The sequence below is a fragment of the Novipirellula methanifontis genome (assembly GCF_052161655.1).
Lineage (GTDB): Bacteria > Planctomycetota > Planctomycetia > Pirellulales > Pirellulaceae > Novipirellula.
This window is the reverse complement of record NZ_CP197418.1, coordinates 3,113,341-3,130,603: the sequence shown is the minus strand read 5'-3', so window position 1 is coordinate 3,130,603 and position 17,263 is coordinate 3,113,341. Positions and strand designations below refer to the sequence as shown.

Sequence of the window (17,263 nt, the reverse complement as noted above, 5' to 3'; positions counted from 1 at the left end):
CTGAATAGGACAACGTCCTCCGAAGTGAAATTGGACAAAACTAAGTTGCCTTTGTTTTTATCAAAGGAAAATAAACGGTAGTGACTTCGTCTCTGCTTTGCTGGTTTGGCGGGTGCACCACTGGTATAGTGGTTACTAGACCCCCATGCTTTATTATGTCACTTTCTGAAGTCCAGGCAAGCTAATTCTGGATTCGGCAAACAAGTCGTCGATCCTTTCGATTGAAGCGATTAGGAGAGTTAAGCGGATGCTTGACAGAGATGCGTTTTCCAACCTGATTCAGCGTGTGCAGAGTGGAGATTCGGAGGCTGCGACCGAGTTGGTTCGATTGTACGAGACCGAGATTCGCCGGTTTATTCGCTATCGTTTGGCGTCCGCGTCCCTGTCAACTTTGTTCGAATCTCTTGATATTTGGCAGTCCGTTATGGCTCGTTTTTTCGTTCATCTTGATGCAGGGAAACTTGATCTTGATGAACCCGTTCAGCTGAGAAAACTGCTAATGACGATGGCCCGCAATAAAGTTTACGACCAAATTCGCCACGAGAATGCGGATCGTAGGGATCGACGAAAGATGGGAGGATGGAGCAACGAACTGTTGGACAGCCTTGCCGGTGCCGCCGAAACACCAAGCCAAATTGTCTCTCGCCAAGAGATTGTGGGATTGGTGCGAGCATCACTGTCGGACGAAGAGGCGTATCTATTGGACCAGCGGGCGAGTGGACAGTCGTGGGACGAGTTGGCCACCGAGTTGGATTCGCGGCCCGATGCACTTCGCAAACGACTCGTCCGTGCGGTCGATCGTGTCGCTAACGAACTCGGTTTTTGCAAAGGAGCCACATGAGCGTTCCTGCCACCCATGACTCGGTCGCCAGCCTGATTCGCGATCGTCCCTTACAACAAGTGCTTGCGATGGCGCGGAACGCAAGTCGCGATCGTCGCTTGGCACTGTTCTGGGCCGACATGCGTTCTCGATGGCGGCAGGGTCAACAAGTCATCGCCGAAGACTATTTGAAAGGGAATGACGTCGATGACGAGTTCGTGGTCGACATGATCTATTCCGAGTTCGTGTTGCGAGAAGAACACCGTGTGCCTGTGGAGATGGAGGTTTACCGGCGACGATTCCCCGATCAATTTCCTGCATTGCAAACTCAGATTCCGATTCACCAGGAACTCTGCAATCTCGGTTTGTCGATGACCGATACAGTGACGGTACCACTTTCGGCGGCACCATGTGAATTGCCTTTCGAAATGCAGCGAATCGGCAAATATGTCGTCGTGGCCAAGATTGGCAGCGGAGGACAATGTGACGTTTACCGCGCGGTGCATCCCGAATTGGCAGGCGAAGTCGCGATCAAGATTGGCCGTCCCTCGCTCAGTTCCGATCCCGTGTCGATGGAGAACCTACGCCGTGAAGGACGAATTTTGTCCGAGTTGCGGCATCCCAATCTGGCGCGTGTCTATGACTTGGACGTCCATGATGGGTGTCCGTTTCTGGTGCTTGAATACGTACGCGGTCTGAATCTGTTTCAATACGCCCAGCAGTCGCATCTCGCGCCGCAGCGTGCCGCAAAAATCATCGCCGACGTTGCACGTGCGCTAGCCGTCGTGCATCGCGCAGGGATGGTGCATGGCGATTGCAAACCGAACAACATCGTGATGGACGAAGAAGACCAGCCTCGCTTGATCGATTTTGGGTTGTCGTGGCGATCCGATGCATGGACCGGTAGCGAATCGAGTACGTCGGATGCTATTTCCGGAACATTGGCGTTCATGTCACCCGAACAAGTCGCCGGCAAAAATGCGTCGATTGATAGCCGAGCCGATATTTTCAATTTGGGCGGGACCCTGTTTTATCTGCTTACCGGCAGGCCGCCCTATCCGAACGGAGAACTGAAGCAAACGCTTCAGCGACTGCGTAGTTGTCAGTGGGACCGCGAGACGCTCGATCAAGCGGATGCTCCCGCAGCACTGAAAAAAATCTGTCGACGTGCGATGGCGGCCAATCCCGAAAAACGGTTTGCCTCGATGGGCGACATGGCCGACGAACTGGAGAAATTCAGTCACGAAAGCGGTTATGGTCGACGTTCGCTGCTGATCGCTTGTGGTTTAGCTGCGATGTTAGCCCTTGGCTTTTTCGGTTACAGCTTGATCGGCAATCCAAGACCGGTGCAAACCAGTGGAGCTCTCGTTGATCCCCAAGCGTTGCCAATCAACCTGCGTGTAGATGTTTGGCAAGAAGAACGTCGTTTTGATCTCGCCAACGGAGTCCCGCTAGAAAACGGAGATGCGTTGCAGATTCAATGGACCCTGCCCGCCGGCATGTACGGATCATTGTTTTTGCTAAATAGCGATCAAACGTGGCGACGATTGGCAACTTATGAAGCTGGCGAATCAAGTCAGACAGTACGTTTCCCCGACTCGGCCACCGCAGTCGCGCCGGTATCAGGAGTCGCTGGCACTGAATTTCTACTCGCGTGTGCAAGCAAAACGGCTGCAGTGACGGTCGCCGAGATTGAGTCGGCTGCACAGTCATTGGATCTCTTACCGCAACTCGGCGACGCGTCGGTGTTGCGAGTCGATCCCAAAGGCGTCTCTGTCGAGCAGCGTTCGCGAGATCTATTGCCCGCAGTCGAGCTCGTCGCGCCCGAGATGGTCGTGACGCAGCAGTTAGAGAAATTGCGAGAACAGCTCGTCAAAAATGGAATCCTGTTCGAAGGGGTTGCCTTTGCTCATGCAGATTAACGCCGCCGTCGTCTTGCGACGACGCGTCTGTCGACATTGATTTCTTTGTCAACTCTCTCCGCCGTTAACATTCTTATTACGAGTCGTCATCCATGTTTGCATCGCCCACTCTCCTACGCAACGCCGCAACGTATGCAATCACGTTGTGCTTAGGTTGCGTCGCGGCAAATGATGCTGTGTCCGCCGACTATGCAATTCATCTTCATCTCGATCATGATGGGCGGATCGCAGTCGACTCAGTCGAAATGCCGCTGCCCGAATCGGTGGCGTCGCAGCCGGGAATGTTATTGTGGACCGACCAGGATCGTGATCGCTGGCAAGTGCTGCCACAGACATCCGCGATACCTACCTCGTCGGATCCGTCCCCGATGATGGTGGCGATGGATTCGGGTAGCCGCGGATCGGGTACCCAAGTAACTCCTGTGATCGCGATGCACGTGACTTCGCTGGATCAGCTGGTTGGGGGCGAGGTCTTGCGTGCGGTCGATGGAGGTGGATTGATCACGCCGCTCAATGAAGAAATGGTATTAGAAGGCAACATCATTTTGCGAAGAAGTGCGTCGGAGGCAAAAGGATCGGCCGATTCCTACCCTGCAGCCCAGTGGGTGCTCCGCTCGGACAACCGTCCGCCGCTTCGAATTGATTTCCCATCAGGCAAATCCGAACTGGCGTGGCGTGATATCCCCGATTTGCCCGCCGATCTGATGGAGGGGCTGCCGGAAGGCGAATACACGTTAACGCCGGCCGAGGGAGGCGATGCGATTTTGTTTGGAGTCGAGTCAAAAACGCACCGCGATCAGTTGCTGAGACACGCAGACGCGTTTCGCGAGATCATCGGAACGACAGCCGATCCGGTGTACGTTCAATTGGCCATTGAAGCGATGTTTGCTGCCAAGGACGATGACGGTCAATCGGATCCCTATCTCGTCGATGCATACAATCTGCTTGCAAAATTGCCGAAGCATCTGAGCACCGCACACCTGTCCGAAATCCAAGACAGCTTGTGGAAACAGATCCAGGGCGAACGTGAGGACGCTGTAGCAACATTCGACTCGACTGGCGTCGCTGTGATTGACCGCGCTCGGCAACGCATCACCGAAGGCCGCTGGCGTGAGGCGGAAACATTACTGCAAAGCGAAGAAGCCAAGGCTTCGCGTCGGTCACGTGCGTTGGCTCGGTTATACGAAGCGGTGATTTTATCGGAGTCTGGAGCCGCGACAGGCAACGCCGCGTACGCTGCGTTTATCGAATCGCTCGAAGGGATGTCCGAAAGCCCCGCAGCGGATCTTTTTCGAGCTCACAACAACTTTGCCAACTTTCTGCTCAATCGGGCCCAAGACCGAGTCTACGACCATGCGTTTCAAATCGCCACTGGCGTGCCGGCGCCACTGTACAGCGGGCTAAACGATTGGCACTTGGCTCGCGTGCATTACCAGGAAGCCGAAGCGATTGCCAACTCGCTCGCGCCGCATCAAGTCGCCTCCGTTCGCACCAATATCGCTCGGCAATATGCCTTGTTAGCCGATTACCTGCAATTATTGAATTCGGCTTTTACCAGCGACCAACAGTGGTCCGAAGGCCAACAAGCGGCTGCGGAGCAAGCTTTTGAAATCGCGAAACAAGTCAGCGTTTCGGACGTCCAGCGAGTCGATTCGCCGACGCGGGCCGGAGCGTTCGCGATGCTTGCTCGTTTGGCGCATCGCAACGGCGATGCTCAGCAGTGTCGCGACATGTCGGGCAAAGCACTGCAGTGGTACTTGCAAGACGGCTCGTTGGTGGGTGTCGAGAGCATGCATCGGATGATCGGAGTGTCGTTGGCTCGTGAAGCCACGTCGCAAGACTCGCCTGCGGCGGCGGCCGCGAAAACGGACGAGGCTTTGCAACATCTGTTGATTTCACACGCATTGTCAGAGACGCTTCGCGATCGTTTTCCCAGTGATACCGCCGGACTGTCTCGTGCCGGGTTCTTTGCCCGCCGAGCCTACGTGCATGAGCAGATCGTTGAATTGATGATTGCAGCGGGGCGATCGACGGATGCTTTGGCGTATGCCGAGTTGGCGAAGTCGCGATCATTACAAGATTTTCTCGCGACGCGATCGTCGGTCCATACGGACGATGCACAATCATCGCGTCCTGTCGCGGATTTGCTCGAGCAGTGGCCTGCGGGCACAATTGCATTGGAGTACTTTCTTGGTGCCGAGCGAGGCTGGGTGTTTGTGGTCAATACAAATGGCAAAACACAGGCGTATCCGTTGGTCGACGAGGCGGGGACGCCGTTGGCTTCGCGAGACATCGTCGAGCGTGTCCAGCAATTTGTGTCTGGAATACGCGGCACGTCACGTCAACTGTTCCAGCGGCATTCTGCGGGACTAGGGTTTGACAAAACATGGCAAAACAAACTGCATGTCTTTTATCAGCAGCTGATCCCAGCAGACGTGCGTCCTCTATTGAGCGAGGCAAAAGAGCTATTGATCGTGCCTCATCACATCTTGCACTACTTTCCGTTTGCCGCACTTGTGACGACCGTTGATGAAGAGCCTCGGATCTCGATCGAGATGCCACAGCCGACTTTCTTGATCGATGGCGATTTCCAAATCTGTAACGTTCCCTCGCTGACGGCTTGGGACTTGCTTCGCCAACAGACGCCCGATCCGATTGAGAACGCCAATGCGATTGGCATCACCGATTTTGAGAACGCACCACGCTTGCCCGGAGTGGATCAGGACCTAGCAAACTTCTCCACTGCATTTGCGAAGCACCCGTTGGCGATTTTGCGAGGCGATGAGGTGGACGAAGCGAGCATGAAGGAGTACTTGCAGCGCCCCGGGTTATTGTTCGTCGCTACCCACGGAATGAACATTGCCGATCAACCACTCGACAGTTTTCTGCTGTGTCATGCTGGGAACGATTCGACCAGCAGCGACTCCGATGGACGATTGACGGCTGCCGAGATTTTGGCCCAACCGGTTGCCAGCGAAGTGGTTGTGCTAAGCGCGTGTTATTCGGGGCTTGCCGATCGCAGTCCGCTGCCGGGCGATGATCTGTTTGGATTGCAGCGAGCACTGTTGCAATCCGGTGCGTCCAATGTCGTTTGTGGTTTGTGGGACGTTTATGATGAAACCGGTGCCCAATTGATGAACGTTTTCTTTCAGCGATTGGAAGCCGGCGATCCAGTGCACGCGGCGTTGGGCAATTCGCAGCGTGCTTTTTTAAGGGCCCGTCGCGCCGAGGGAAGTTTTGATCCGTGGATCCATCCCTACTTTTGGGCCGTCTACAAAGCGACCGGCAGCGACCAAACGACGATGACGACCGATTAAGCGATTGTTCCCTATCGCCCCTTTTGCTGTGTCCTCGTCGTCTTAGAATGGGGCGATGTTTGAACTTCGCTGTACTGTCCGAAATTGTCGAGAGCCGCTTCAACAACGTGAAAGTGGGCTGTTTTGTGCTGCCGGTCATCATTTTGACCGAGCCAAAGAAGGCTACTGGAGCCTGTTGCAGCCGCAGGATCGACGCTCAAAAAATCCCGGCGATGCGGACGCGGCCGTTCTGGCTCGGCATCGCTGGCTAGCACGTGGCTACGCCGCAGGTTTGGTCGAAACGCTACGCCCTTGGATTGCCGATTCGGCGTCGGGGGATCCAACCGCTCCTAGGCGGACGATGGATCTCGGATGCGGCGAGGGTTCGTTTGGTCCCGCGTTGTTTTCGGATGAAGCCGAAGGATACTGCGGCGTCGATCTATCCAAACGAGCCATCAAATTGGCCGCTCGTGGATGGCCCGCAGGAACCTGGGTGCTGGCCAACGCGGATCGAATTTTGCCAGCCGCCGATCAGAGTGTCGATCGAGTGATCTCGCTGTTCGGGCGTCGTCCCGCATCGGAGATCCGACGCGTTCTCTCCGAGACCGGTATCTGTATCGTCGCGGTACCAGGGGAAGAGGATCTGATCGAACTTCGCGAACAGGTTCAGCAAGCGGGACACCGACGGAGCCGATGGGAGATGGTCGTCGATGAATTGTCCGCAGCCGGACTCGATTTTGTCGAGCACAAGAACTGGCAACAGAGCGTCGACTTGGAAACCGATGCGATAGCCGACGCCTTGGCAATGACCTATCGCGGCGTGCGGCATTCCGAGCAGACTCGTTTAGAATCGTTAGCTGCAATGTCGGTGACGTTAGCTGCCGACTTGATTTTGCTGCGACGCCGTTCATAGTCCATTGCCGCTGGGATCATGCCGGCGTTTGGTGCACATCCCTGAGCCGACGGCGTTAGCCGCGGGCCTCGTCCCCCGCGTCTTTGATGCCTAAGGCCGTTGGCTCCGATGCAAAACGCGATGTTTTTAGCGTCGCGAGCGGTGCTTTGCTTTTCCGCCGTCATGACGCGGCCCACGTTTGCCGTGATGCATTCCTCGAGCATCGGGTTGAGGTCCATGATGACCATGGCCCAACGCGTGGCGTCCTTGTGGTTGTCCGCCGCGACGATGGCTGATGCCTTGATGACCACGCTGCTGCCCACGTTTGCTGTGCTGCATTCCTCGAGCATCTGGTCGGGGTCCATGATGACCGCGTCCCATCGCGTGGCGACCTTGCGGTTGTCCGCCGCGACGATGACTGACGCCATGATGACCGTACTGTTGACCACGTTTGCCGTGGTGCATTCCGTGTGCACCTGGTTGGGGGCCGTGATGACCGCGGCCCATTGCGCGGCCACCTCGATGTTGCCCGACTCTTTGATGCCCGACTCTTTGATGATTGTCCCGATGATTTACAACTTGATGCCGGCCATCACGATGATGGCGGATGTCACGTTTGCCATGATGTTGGTTGCCTCGTTGAGCAACACGACCACGGTGACCCTGTTTCTTGTTTACGTTTCGTTCGGGCCCACGATTGGCAGCCTTATGTGCTTTGTCCCGACGTCCTTCGGCTTTGGGCTTATCGCCCTGATCATTGTTGGGTTTGCGATCCTGTTTGCCGACTGCCGCTTTTTCACCTTTGGCGTCGTGATGAGGCGGCATGTGCATACGGTCTCGGGGTGGCCGATTGGCGTCGCCCTCCACAGTTGGTTTTGGGCCGAATCCGGGACCTCCGGGATGACCTGGCCCGCTTGGGCCACGCTGTCCTTCTCCGACGCGACCACCGCGATGGCGATCGCGGTCAAGACGATCGTGTCCTTCGCGATCATGCTCAGGACGCGCCGGTAATGCCTCTTTATCACGTTCTTTCCGTAGGGTCGGCGGTTTGACGCGAGTGTCCGCTTCGGCTTTGGCAGCCGGACGTTTGGAATCGGGTTTGGGTTTTTCTTGTCTGTCGTCTTGCGCATTAACTGCTTGACTTGATGTCATCAACAGTAACGCCGTTGTCGAGAGTGCTAGCTTTTTAAGAGTATTGATACGCATAAATCTCATTCCTTTTCGAGTCTAATACTTTGGCAGGTCTACTGGCAATCAGTGCCAAACTTCGCCTGTTCATTCAACACTTAGCGTGCTGCGTTGTTTCGCCACAATCAACACAACAAGAAAAAATACAGACAAACCCTGGGTGCCCCCCGATGAAACAGTGGGAGTCGGCACTAGCCGTGCGGTTCTAGCGAGTAAAACGTTCGGATTAGACCGGGCGGCTTGCGCCGCACCGCTACAACTTTGGTGTTGCCGTGATTTTTAGTTGCGCTGGTTTTCTGTCACCTCTTCACCAACTTCGTTGGGGGAGAGGTGACAGCACTATAGCCCGAAAAAAAGCTAACCCCCAATATCCGACGTCAACACCAAAGATTTAACAGTCCATGCTTACGCCGTTCCGCAAAAAAAATGAATTCAAGCGGCAGTACTGCTTCACAGAAACGTCAACGACGTTGGACTACAGGAACATCGAGTTGAACGTCAACCAGCGTGCGGTTAACAGCGTAAGCACGAGGCAGCACCACCAGGTTGCTCGCCGTGCTAGCGGTTGTTCGTGCAAGTAGTACAGAATCCCAATTGCCATACCTGTGATCGTGATTTTGAACAGGATTAATTGAATCGGATCTTGGATCAATCCGTTGCCCAATGGATTCAGCTCTCGCATCGCACCGCTCTGGTGAGCAATCAACGTCCAGACAAGGTCGAGCGCCGAGAGCACGCCAACAATCGTCAGCGACCAGATGGTGGCCTTTTTCGCGTTGGCAAGTGTCAGTGGATCATCGCCAAGGGCGACCATTTGTTGGGGGTTAGCCATCAGATGACCAAACGCAAGCACGACGGTCACCATCGCAAACATGCTGAGCGGAAATGCAATTTGTTGACTCAGAAGAAAAGAAGCCGCTTTGCGATCGTTCGTTTCATGAATCTGTTCGAGCCGGTCCACCGCGTGCGTCGCTCGCGCGGTGAATGCGGGTGTAGCCTTGAAATCTTGAATTAGGCGGTGCCAGAGTTCAAAATTAATTGGCTCCGCTCCCAATTCAGCTTCCGTCACAGTTTCTCGCCCCAACAAAGCCTTGAGCAATTCATGTCCTGATTCGGTGGTCTCTAACAGCAGCGGAGCCTCGCCCGAATAGAGAACAGCGACCGTGCCCATTCCCGATGAATTGAACGATTCCGCCAGGGACATAAACGGAGATCGGGGAAGATAATCGCGAAAGCTATCACGCCCTCGGTCACCCCAGTCGCCTCGGTCACCCCAGTTACCTCGTTCTCCCCGGCCGCCCATGTCCATGCCACGGAATCCATAGCCCCGGCGCGACCCTCGGCGATCGTCAGCAAAGCCCGACAGGTCAAAGGCACTCTCATCAAAAAGTTCTCCGTCGATCTTTAGACCCGCGGTACTGCACTTTATTTCCAACGGGGGAGCGAGATAGACACCGTTTAGAAACACAAAGGAATCTTCGGTCAGGATCGTACTTTCAAACTCGCGATATTTTGGCGGGGCCGACTCGTCTTGCGTCTGTGCCGTCGCGGCTGTCAATCCAAACACTAACGTCGCCAGCAGCATCGTGACGCGAATCCATTGGCTTTTTTTAGTTTGGACCATACGAAAACTTTCCTTTTTCAGAACCATGGGCTGTGGTATCTCTTTGACCCGATACTTCCGGCGTTGAGTCAATTTCGCCTGTTTTTAGCCATCGAGAGATCATCGATCAAGCTTGTGACGGTACGCATTTCCGAAATCAAACATGCTTGTTTAATATGAACCCCACGAAATCGCAAAAGTAGCGACGGGGAGAAAGAGATTTTTTTGCCTGTCGAGATTCCGGCGAAGCGGTCGTTTAGCGGCGTTTTAAGATAAAGACGGCGTCCACCAAATCGTCATCCATCGTTCGCTGCTCGTCGATGTCGTAGTCAAAGTCATATGCGGCAAGCAATTCGAACTGGTCCTCGACTTTACGAAACAGACTTTTTGCCTGGGCGATCGTGTACAGCCGCAGCGGGAATTCGCTACGAACGCGATGGATTTTCCCCGAGCGAGTTTGGGCCTTGATGCTCGCCCGCAGCGTTTCTTGTCGTTTTCGTCGATTGAAGTCGATCACTTTCAAGGTGACATGTACCTTGGTCCCCCCGTGGGATGCAGTCCAGCGTTCGGTGCTTTCCGGATCGGCGTCCATGGGGATGCAGTGAAAACCGAGAATGTAGATGCCGCCAGAGACCAGGTTTTCTGCGACCGACCGCAAATGGGATTCCGCGTCCGCGTCGCTCAACAGATGGCGAAAAGTGTTAAACGTGCAGAAGGCGGCGTGAAAGGGTTCGGGGAACTCCATTTTCGTCATATCGCCCAACACAAGCGTGGCATCGATCTTTCGCCGCGAGAGCCGTTTGCGAAGATAGTCGAGCATCGGTTGGCTGAGGTCCAACCCGGTTAATTCGTAGCCACGGGCTGCCATTTCCGCGACAAGCCGGCCGCTGCCACAGCCGGGTTCGAGCAGTTTGGTAGTGGGGGCACCGCTCCGAAAACGCTCGAATGCTTGCTCAAAAAATTCCACTTCGGCTTGGGTTTCATCACGAAACACCATGTCAAAGTATTGAGGATAGTCGTACCAGTTTTCCATAGAGAGCGAGCGATTTCGGGGGGGCTGCTAGGCTCAGCGACCATTGCAGCAGCGAGCGAGAAAAGTCGGCATTGTAGTCGGAGGTAACCAATTGGGGATGGTGCCGTAACGCAATCCCCATTTGATGTTAAGCGAGGCCGTGACGGCAAAGCTCGCGGATATTGCCATCGATGCCGCTAACGATCTGGAGAGCCGACAACGTCGCATCCAGGCCTTAGATGGCTGTATCAATAAACTGTCCAATCGCGAACGCATGCTGGTTGAAAAACACTATCGTCAATTGCTGGCCATCAGTGCGATCGCACAATCCGAAGGCAAAGGTTTGAGCACCATCTACGAGCGTCTGTAAAAAATCAGCGAGCGATTGGGACAATGTGTCAAACGTCAACTCGAACTAGGAGCGGTCTAGCTGATGCAACGTACCGAACAAGAACGCCGCACCTTTGATGAACTCGTCAGCCGTTGGTGTGCTGGAGACATCACTGTCGAAGAAGCAAACCAATTGAGTGAGTTACTCTCGGGCGACGAGACATTGGTGGCAGCGTTTGCGGAATCAATTCAACTCATCGCAATCTCCGTTCGCGGGTCTATTCATGGAACTCTAAAAAGCACGGGATGTTGAAGACCGCAGAGCCGCTATCGCCAATCCATCAATGTGTCGCCGGTTACCGATACAGCGTCGCTGAGAATCGGTTTGAACTGTATCTAAATGGCGAGCTTGTCGATGCGGGTGAAAGCAGCCAAAGAATTAAGCCGGGAGTCGCACTGGCGATTGGAGGCAATCGGGTCAAGAAGGCCGATTTTTATTCAGGAACGATCGGTGAAATCCTAATCTTTGATCAATTGCTTTCGGAAAGCGATTTCCAGCAAGTGACCGAAGGACTGATGAAAAAACGTGGGATTACAGTGTCGCAAACCGCTGATCCATCGAATGGCGTGAAAAATGCTGCAATGAAAAACGGCGGATCGTAAGACCACGACTGCCGGCGAAAAAAAGACAAGAACTTTGATATTTTGTCCGGAAACATTTGCATTGAACACGGATATACGTGTTCAACGCGATTATTCTCTTTTCAAGGAGCACTTTTCTATGAGACATATTAACCCTGCTCGGACGGCGTTCACCCTGGTTGAACTGCTTGTTGTAATCGCAATCATTGGTGTGTTGGTGGGGCTGCTATTGCCCGCGGTCCAAGCGGCGCGTGAAGCCGCACGCCGGATGAGTTGCAGCAATAATTTTAAGCAGCTCGGTTTGGCACTGCACAATTACCACAGCGCCTACAAAAATCTGCCCATGCAGAAAGGCGGGACCTCGGGACCTGGCTTGACGAACAAAGGGCGTCAAAGTGCGTTTCCAGGTTTGACACCGTTTATGGAACAGCAAGCGGTTTGGGAGCAGATCTCTAACCCTTGGCACCATACGGCCAGCGGGATCACCTATCCGCCCATGGGACCGCCGCATTGGATCGACCAATACCAGCCATTTAATACCCAAATTCCAACACTGTTGTGCCCGAGTGATCCAGGATCCGAAGGGATCACGCCGCAAGGGAAAACAAACTATGGGTTTTCAATGGGGGACAGTTTTTGGAACATCAACAAATTCAACAAAAATGGTTCCAACCGCGATCAACATCGTGGCGTTTTTATCAGTTCGAATCACACCCGATTTCGCGATATCTTGGATGGGTTAAGTAACACGATTGCGATGGGGGAAATTGTTCGCTCGCAAGGCTCGCGCGAAGTGATCGCCGATGTGGCCTATCGCGGCCATGGAAACACCGCGGCGCGGAACAATCCCAAAGCCGATGGATGGGATCGGTTTGTTGATCCCGAACGTCCTCAGTTCTACGACGCATCAACCAATTTGACTTACGATGCGGATTCGGGACGAACGCGAGGCAACAACTGGGTTTCAGGAGACGCAATCTTTACGGGCGTGACCACCGTGTTCCCTCCAAACGCGCCAAGCTATCAACGCGGAGCAAACCCGAGCGGAAACGGAGGCATCTTTACGATGGCCAGTCGTCATACCGGTGGTTGTCATGTGTTGCTCGCCGACGGTGCGGTCAAATTTGTAACCGCCAGTATCGACACGGGAAACTTGAATTCGCGTCCTGTGGGGGTGACCGGAGGACCGGCGCCTGGGACAAAGAGTCCCTACGGTCTCTGGGGCGCGTTGGGTAGCCGCGGTGCCAAGGAAACGATTGACGAAGAATTCTAAAACTGCTTTGCGGCATTTTGCTTTGTTTACTGACGAGCCATCCTAACCATTCCAAGAGGATCCTTTCGTGAAACGATTCCGACACTTTTTCATGCTAATGATTGCTGGATGTCTATTTGCAACGACGGGCTGTGGTCCGTCCAACGAAGTCACTGTGAATCAGCCTGAAGAGATTAAAACGAAAGAGCAGATCTTAGAAGAAATCGCGAAGGCTGATGCCGAGAATGCGCGTCTTGAAAGAGAACGCGCCGACGACGAATGACGGAGATGTCTTCGTAACGCGTGCTTGCTGAGCCGAAGATGCCACAACGGCGTGAACATTGTGAGCGAGCGTCATGAAATCCGCGTTGAATCGTCCGCGGCTAGTTCGACAGTCCTACTTAGTGAGCCGAACGCACTAGCGTCGGGCCGCCGCTCGGAAAAACGTTGGCAAAATGAGGCCTGCGGCTAGCGATGTCGCTAAGATGAAAGAACTTTCTTTGATGCTCAAATAACTTCACTTTCAGCTGTTTGCTCGAATCCGTGCGACGGGTAGGTTAGGCAATCCTGGCAGCGAAACCGTTTCGTAGGCCGCCACGTCAAGCGTGTCCACGAATTCGCGGCTGACATTCGGATCGGCAAAAACGGTTTCGCTCAGTAACAGATCGGTGCCTGCGAGCAAGGGCATTGCCATCGCCGCACGCGCGGTGCTGCCGAAATAATCGAGTCGATTGTTTGCAACGGCGACGAGCGTGCGACCGGCATGCACGGCGATCCCAAGTGCGTGTTGGCTATCCTGCTCGGCCTCGCAAATTTGCAGTGCCGCCGCAACGGCGTGTTCACAGCGGTCAAACGCCGCGAGCATCGTTTCGCCCACCGTCTTGGCAACCGTACCGTGATTCGCAAGCACAACTTGCTCCACTCGCGAGTGAATTTCGTTGACAAGCTTGTACGCTTCGGCGTCTCCAAGTTCGACGTAAAGATCCTCGATGTCATGGATCGTGGTGGCTAATAGCGTCAACTGCTCTGCAGTGATCGGGTTGCTTTCTGCAAAGACTTGATCGGGAAACAAATCGCGAAATCGTTTGATCGTCGACGCGGTTGCCGCAGTCACCACATCGTCACGGGGGATTGTGCGTTCGATTCGGATGACGTGCAAAGCCTTGTCATCGTTGATCAATTGAATGACATGATTGCCCGCGCGAAGCTTGGGGATGTGTGACGAGTGTCCAAGCGATAGTAGCTTGCTCGAATACTCGATTTGACCGCGGCCTTCTTCGACCCGCAATGCTTGGGTTTTGGGAAGTCGCGTTCCGCGAAGCACATAATCACCCTCGGCAAGGTGCAGTTCAAGTTCGAACAGCTCGTCAGGCTCGAGTCGCACCTGTGCAATTACGTGGGGTGAATGTTCGGGACCGCCGATACAGTAGCTCTGATCATCGACTTGTCGAATCTCCGGATGAGCTCGAAAGACCATTTCGATCGCGTTGCCGCGGTTCGATTCAAACGCCACATTACAGGCTTCGCAATGGGTATGGTCTTCAATCGCCGAAAGATTTTGGTGAGCCGCAGCCGGCGCTCGACACGTTGGGCACAGCACGTCCCAGCGCAACGACAACAATCCGACAGATGCGGCAACCAAACAGGCATCGATGGTTTCGTCCGCTGAAAAATCGAGTTCTTTGGCCAACGCAATCGGCCGAATCTGAGCGAGCGTTTGCGGAGCGGACTCGCTGAGAAAAACGCCGAGACGGTGGGTCAGATCGGGATCAATTCCAGCGTCGATCAAGAGATCGAGTCGTTGCTGCAAACGTTCAGAATCTGCAGCACTGATTCGGTGCGGAGGTTCAAACGGATCGAGTTTCTCGCCCTGTTTGCGACTCTGAATCGATTTGTCGATCCGCGAGTAGACTCGGTTCAAATTGCGGAACGCTTTCCAATCCGCCTCCACAGTCGTCATCACGCGGCCTAGCAAATTGCGTGGCTCGACTCGAATTTCATGACTCAATTTCGTGCCGCCGCCCGGAATCTGTTCCATTGTCACCACGCTCATGAACCACACAAAGGGGCCCGACTGAAACTCACGCAAAATCCCCATGCGTTTCGCTTCGATCCACTCGAACGGATGTTCTTCCCATGCGACTTGGACACCACTGATTCGGAAAGAGCCGAATTTTCGCATGCCCCGTTGTTCGTCGAATTCACTTCGGTAGATGACTGCAGGTAAGCCGATCGCGCGATTGAGCCGTTCGGTATTGGAGACAAACGGCCAAATTTCTTCAGGATCGCTGGCCAGTTCCCACTGCTCCGTTTTTCTCCAAAGCTTGTCTTCGCGATGCTCTGGCATTTTGGGATGGACTTCGATGTCCGACGGCGTGCCGCGTAAGACCCGTTCAATCTCGCGGCTCATTTGCGATGCATCGGCGAATCGTTTCTCCGGCTCCTTTGCGAGTGCACGGTTCAAGATGCTGGCACATGCATCCGAGACCTGCGGGTTGCTCTTTTGCACCGCTGGCGGCCGGTCGTAACAGTGCATCGTGGCCAATTTGATGCGATCGCTGGATTCAAACGGCACTTTCCCCGTCAATAACTCATACAAAGTGATTCCAAGCGAATACACATCGGTGGTAGGTCCGATCTCAACGCTGCCTTTACATTGCTCGGGTGACATGTACAGCGGCGTCCCAATCATCACTCCATCGCCGGTGACCTCCATCGATTCGGACTGCTCGACCTGGCGGGCAATTCCAAAATCGGAAAGTTTGACGCGAAAGTTCTCCAGTGCGGTGTTGGATTTTTCGACGCTCGTGTCACGACGCTGCAACAGGACGTTTTCGGGTTTGATGTCGCGATGCACGATGCCTTGCGCGTGGGCATAGCCGAGCGCGCGGGCGATGTCGCCGACAACGCTGAGGGCATCATGTTCGTTGATGCCCAATCCGTTTTCGGAAGTTTGGCTTACGATCCATTTCTTTAGATCGATTCCGTCAATGTATTCCATGACCAAATAGTGAATGCCGCGATCTTGATCGACGTGAATCAATCGCGTCACGAATTCGTTTTGGATATCGGCCAACAAACGTGCTTCTTTGCGGAAACGACGAATCGATTGCGTTTGATCGTAGCCATGGACTCGCAACACTTTTACAGCCACGAGGGATTGGTCTAACATGTCGGTTGCGGCGTATACCGCCCCCATACCGCCTTGCCCAATCTTTTCGCCGATCAAAAATCGCCCCAGGACATCGCCTTCGTTAACGATTTCGGTCAACGACATTATCGATGACGTGTTGATCGAACTGCCGTCGGTATCAGGGTTCACTTCGGCGGTGGCGGCGTCGTTTCCGCGAATTGGTACCGGCGTCGGCGTCCCGATTTGAGTCGACACACTCTGTCGAGCCATCTCATTGTTGCCATGATTGCCACCCACCGAAACCGAAACATACGATTGCGAAGGAAGTCGAGCGAATAGCTCTAACAGGTGTTCACTGTTGATGGCCGACTCGTTTTGCACGGCTTCGTAAATGGCAACAGCCTGAGACATCGAATCGGAGCTGGCCGAACCGTCGAAACTCACTTTTTCAAACAGCAACTGCTTGAGCACGGATCGCAAACCCTCTAAGTCCTCTTCGCGAGGGTCGATGTCCGCGGCGGAACGTGGATGCGGTGATTCGCTGATCGCGATATCCAGATAGTCCAATTGAATCTTCCACACCCCCGCTGGACGCAGCAACGCGATATTGTCAATGGTCAAACACGGATGGTAGAGACCGATGTGGTGGCTTTGCACGACGAGCGAAGTGAGCTGAGAAGCAATGCTCAGGGTCTCGTCAAGACTCAGATCTTCGTGGGCCGTCGCCAGACGCAACGGAGCAAGCGACTCGGCAACGATAATCGGCGGCGTTTTTGACAGCCCGTTTTCGATGACACGGCACACCGCAGGCGACTGTAATAATTCAATCAGACGGACGTTTTTTCGAATGGCGGCAAGGCGATTGGGATCGATCGCCGGTCCCGTCAACACGAACCGCCCCTGCGCACACTCATTACCTGGATCGCTGTGCCGATAAAGCGCTCCGTCAGTACCCTGGGAGATTAAATGATGTAACGGCGTTGTCATGAGAGCCATTTGCGTACAAGCCAAACAGTGTCCGAGCGGCAATCAAATTGTCCCCCCCAATGTAGCCGATATGCGCCCGGCCCGGTTTCTGCGATGCGAAAATTGGCGGAATGCTAAAATCGGGTTGCCTGGCTAGAATAATGTCAACGCCACCCCGTGCCAGCGAAACGTCGCTGAATTCGCCGA

13 protein-coding genes are annotated in these 17,263 nt (G+C 54.3%); 10 read left to right on the top strand and 3 right to left on the bottom strand.

Annotated elements, in window-relative coordinates; genetic code table 11:
* The first annotated feature begins 247 nt into the window (after window positions 1-247).
* The 5 genes from SH528x_RS11205 (at window position 248) to SH528x_RS11185 (ending at window position 7,941) form a co-directional block, all read left to right on the top strand.
* Window positions 248-841, top strand: a complete 594-nt coding sequence (locus SH528x_RS11205; protein WP_442510605.1) for an RNA polymerase sigma factor — start codon at window positions 248-250, stop codon at window positions 839-841.
* Window positions 838-2,742: a serine/threonine protein kinase gene (locus tag SH528x_RS11200; RefSeq protein ID WP_442510604.1), complete on the top strand. Its 1,905-nt coding sequence runs from the start codon at window positions 838-840 to the stop codon at window positions 2,740-2,742. Before SH528x_RS11205 ends, SH528x_RS11200 begins: the two co-directional genes overlap by 4 nt.
* A 92-nt stretch (window positions 2,743-2,834) precedes the next feature.
* Window positions 2,835-6,059, top strand: a complete 3,225-nt coding sequence (locus tag SH528x_RS11195; protein ID WP_442510603.1) for a CHAT domain-containing protein — start codon at window positions 2,835-2,837, stop codon at window positions 6,057-6,059.
* Window positions 6,060-6,114: 55 nt separating this feature from the next.
* Window positions 6,115-6,951, top strand: coding sequence for a putative RNA methyltransferase (locus SH528x_RS11190; protein WP_442510602.1), 837 nt, complete (start codon window positions 6,115-6,117; stop codon window positions 6,949-6,951).
* Window positions 6,952-7,167: 216 nt separating this feature from the next.
* Window positions 7,168-7,941, top strand: coding sequence for a hypothetical protein (locus SH528x_RS11185; protein ID WP_442510601.1), 774 nt, complete (start codon window positions 7,168-7,170; stop codon window positions 7,939-7,941).
* A gap of 652 nt (window positions 7,942-8,593) precedes the next feature.
* On the opposite strand, the gene SH528x_RS11180 is transcribed toward SH528x_RS11185, so the two are convergent.
* Together SH528x_RS11180 and SH528x_RS11175 are read right to left on the bottom strand one after the other, a co-directional pair.
* Entirely contained in the window at window positions 8,594-9,742 is a 1,149-nt protein-coding gene (locus tag SH528x_RS11180; RefSeq protein ID WP_442510600.1) for a DUF5658 family protein, read from the bottom strand.
* Between the two features lie 235 nt (window positions 9,743-9,977).
* Window positions 9,978-10,754 (bottom strand): class I SAM-dependent methyltransferase, encoded by a 777-nt coding sequence (locus SH528x_RS11175; protein ID WP_442510599.1) that lies wholly within the window; start codon window positions 10,752-10,754, stop codon window positions 9,978-9,980.
* Between the two features lie 124 nt (window positions 10,755-10,878).
* Between SH528x_RS11175 and SH528x_RS11170 the strand changes: the two genes are divergently transcribed.
* The 5 genes from SH528x_RS11170 (at window position 10,879) to SH528x_RS11150 (ending at window position 13,240) form a co-directional block, all read left to right on the top strand.
* A complete protein-coding gene (locus SH528x_RS11170) occupies window positions 10,879-11,103 on the top strand; it encodes a hypothetical protein (RefSeq protein WP_442510598.1) in 225 nt (74 codons plus the stop codon).
* A 63-nt stretch (window positions 11,104-11,166) separates the two neighbouring features.
* Window positions 11,167-11,376 carry a hypothetical protein gene (locus SH528x_RS11165; protein ID WP_442510597.1) on the top strand — a complete coding sequence of 70 codons (210 nt, stop codon included), beginning with the start codon at window positions 11,167-11,169 and terminating at the stop codon, window positions 11,374-11,376.
* The gene (locus tag SH528x_RS11160; protein ID WP_442510596.1) at window positions 11,370-11,726 is read left to right on the top strand and encodes a hypothetical protein; all 357 of its coding nucleotides are present in this window, start codon (window positions 11,370-11,372) and stop codon (window positions 11,724-11,726) included. The genes SH528x_RS11165 and SH528x_RS11160 overlap by 7 nt, the downstream gene beginning before the upstream one ends.
* A gap of 118 nt (window positions 11,727-11,844) precedes the next feature.
* The gene (locus SH528x_RS11155) at window positions 11,845-12,978 is read left to right on the top strand and encodes a DUF1559 family PulG-like putative transporter (protein ID WP_442510595.1); all 1,134 of its coding nucleotides are present in this window, start codon (window positions 11,845-11,847) and stop codon (window positions 12,976-12,978) included.
* A gap of 67 nt (window positions 12,979-13,045) precedes the next feature.
* Window positions 13,046-13,240 carry a hypothetical protein gene (locus SH528x_RS11150; protein WP_442510594.1) on the top strand — a complete coding sequence of 65 codons (195 nt, stop codon included), beginning with the start codon at window positions 13,046-13,048 and terminating at the stop codon, window positions 13,238-13,240.
* Window positions 13,241-13,480: 240 nt separating this feature from the next.
* Here SH528x_RS11150 and SH528x_RS11145 read toward each other — a convergent pair whose 3' ends face one another.
* The gene (locus tag SH528x_RS11145; RefSeq protein WP_442510593.1) at window positions 13,481-17,077 is read right to left on the bottom strand and encodes a protein kinase domain-containing protein; all 3,597 of its coding nucleotides are present in this window, start codon (window positions 17,075-17,077) and stop codon (window positions 13,481-13,483) included.
* Window positions 17,078-17,263 lie beyond the last annotated feature (186 nt).

Coding starts and splice junctions, on each gene's coding strand:
- SH528x_RS11205 (WP_442510605.1), top strand. CDS start 248: ATGCTTGACAGAGATGCGTTTTCCAACCTGATTCAGCGTGTGCAGAGT.
- SH528x_RS11200 (WP_442510604.1), top strand. CDS start 838: ATGAGCGTTCCTGCCACCCATGACTCGGTCGCCAGCCTGATTCGCGAT.
- SH528x_RS11195 (WP_442510603.1), top strand. CDS start 2,835: ATGTTTGCATCGCCCACTCTCCTACGCAACGCCGCAACGTATGCAATC.
- SH528x_RS11190 (WP_442510602.1), top strand. CDS start 6,115: ATGTTTGAACTTCGCTGTACTGTCCGAAATTGTCGAGAGCCGCTTCAA.
- SH528x_RS11185 (WP_442510601.1), top strand. CDS start 7,168: ATGATGACCATGGCCCAACGCGTGGCGTCCTTGTGGTTGTCCGCCGCG.
- SH528x_RS11180 (WP_442510600.1), bottom strand. CDS start 9,742: ATGGTCCAAACTAAAAAAAGCCAATGGATTCGCGTCACGATGCTGCTG.
- SH528x_RS11175 (WP_442510599.1), bottom strand. CDS start 10,754: ATGGAAAACTGGTACGACTATCCTCAATACTTTGACATGGTGTTTCGT.
- SH528x_RS11170 (WP_442510598.1), top strand. CDS start 10,879: ATGTTAAGCGAGGCCGTGACGGCAAAGCTCGCGGATATTGCCATCGAT.
- SH528x_RS11165 (WP_442510597.1), top strand. CDS start 11,167: ATGCAACGTACCGAACAAGAACGCCGCACCTTTGATGAACTCGTCAGC.
- SH528x_RS11160 (WP_442510596.1), top strand. CDS start 11,370: ATGTTGAAGACCGCAGAGCCGCTATCGCCAATCCATCAATGTGTCGCC.
- SH528x_RS11155 (WP_442510595.1), top strand. CDS start 11,845: ATGAGACATATTAACCCTGCTCGGACGGCGTTCACCCTGGTTGAACTG.
- SH528x_RS11145 (WP_442510593.1), bottom strand. CDS start 17,077: ATGACAACGCCGTTACATCATTTAATCTCCCAGGGTACTGACGGAGCG.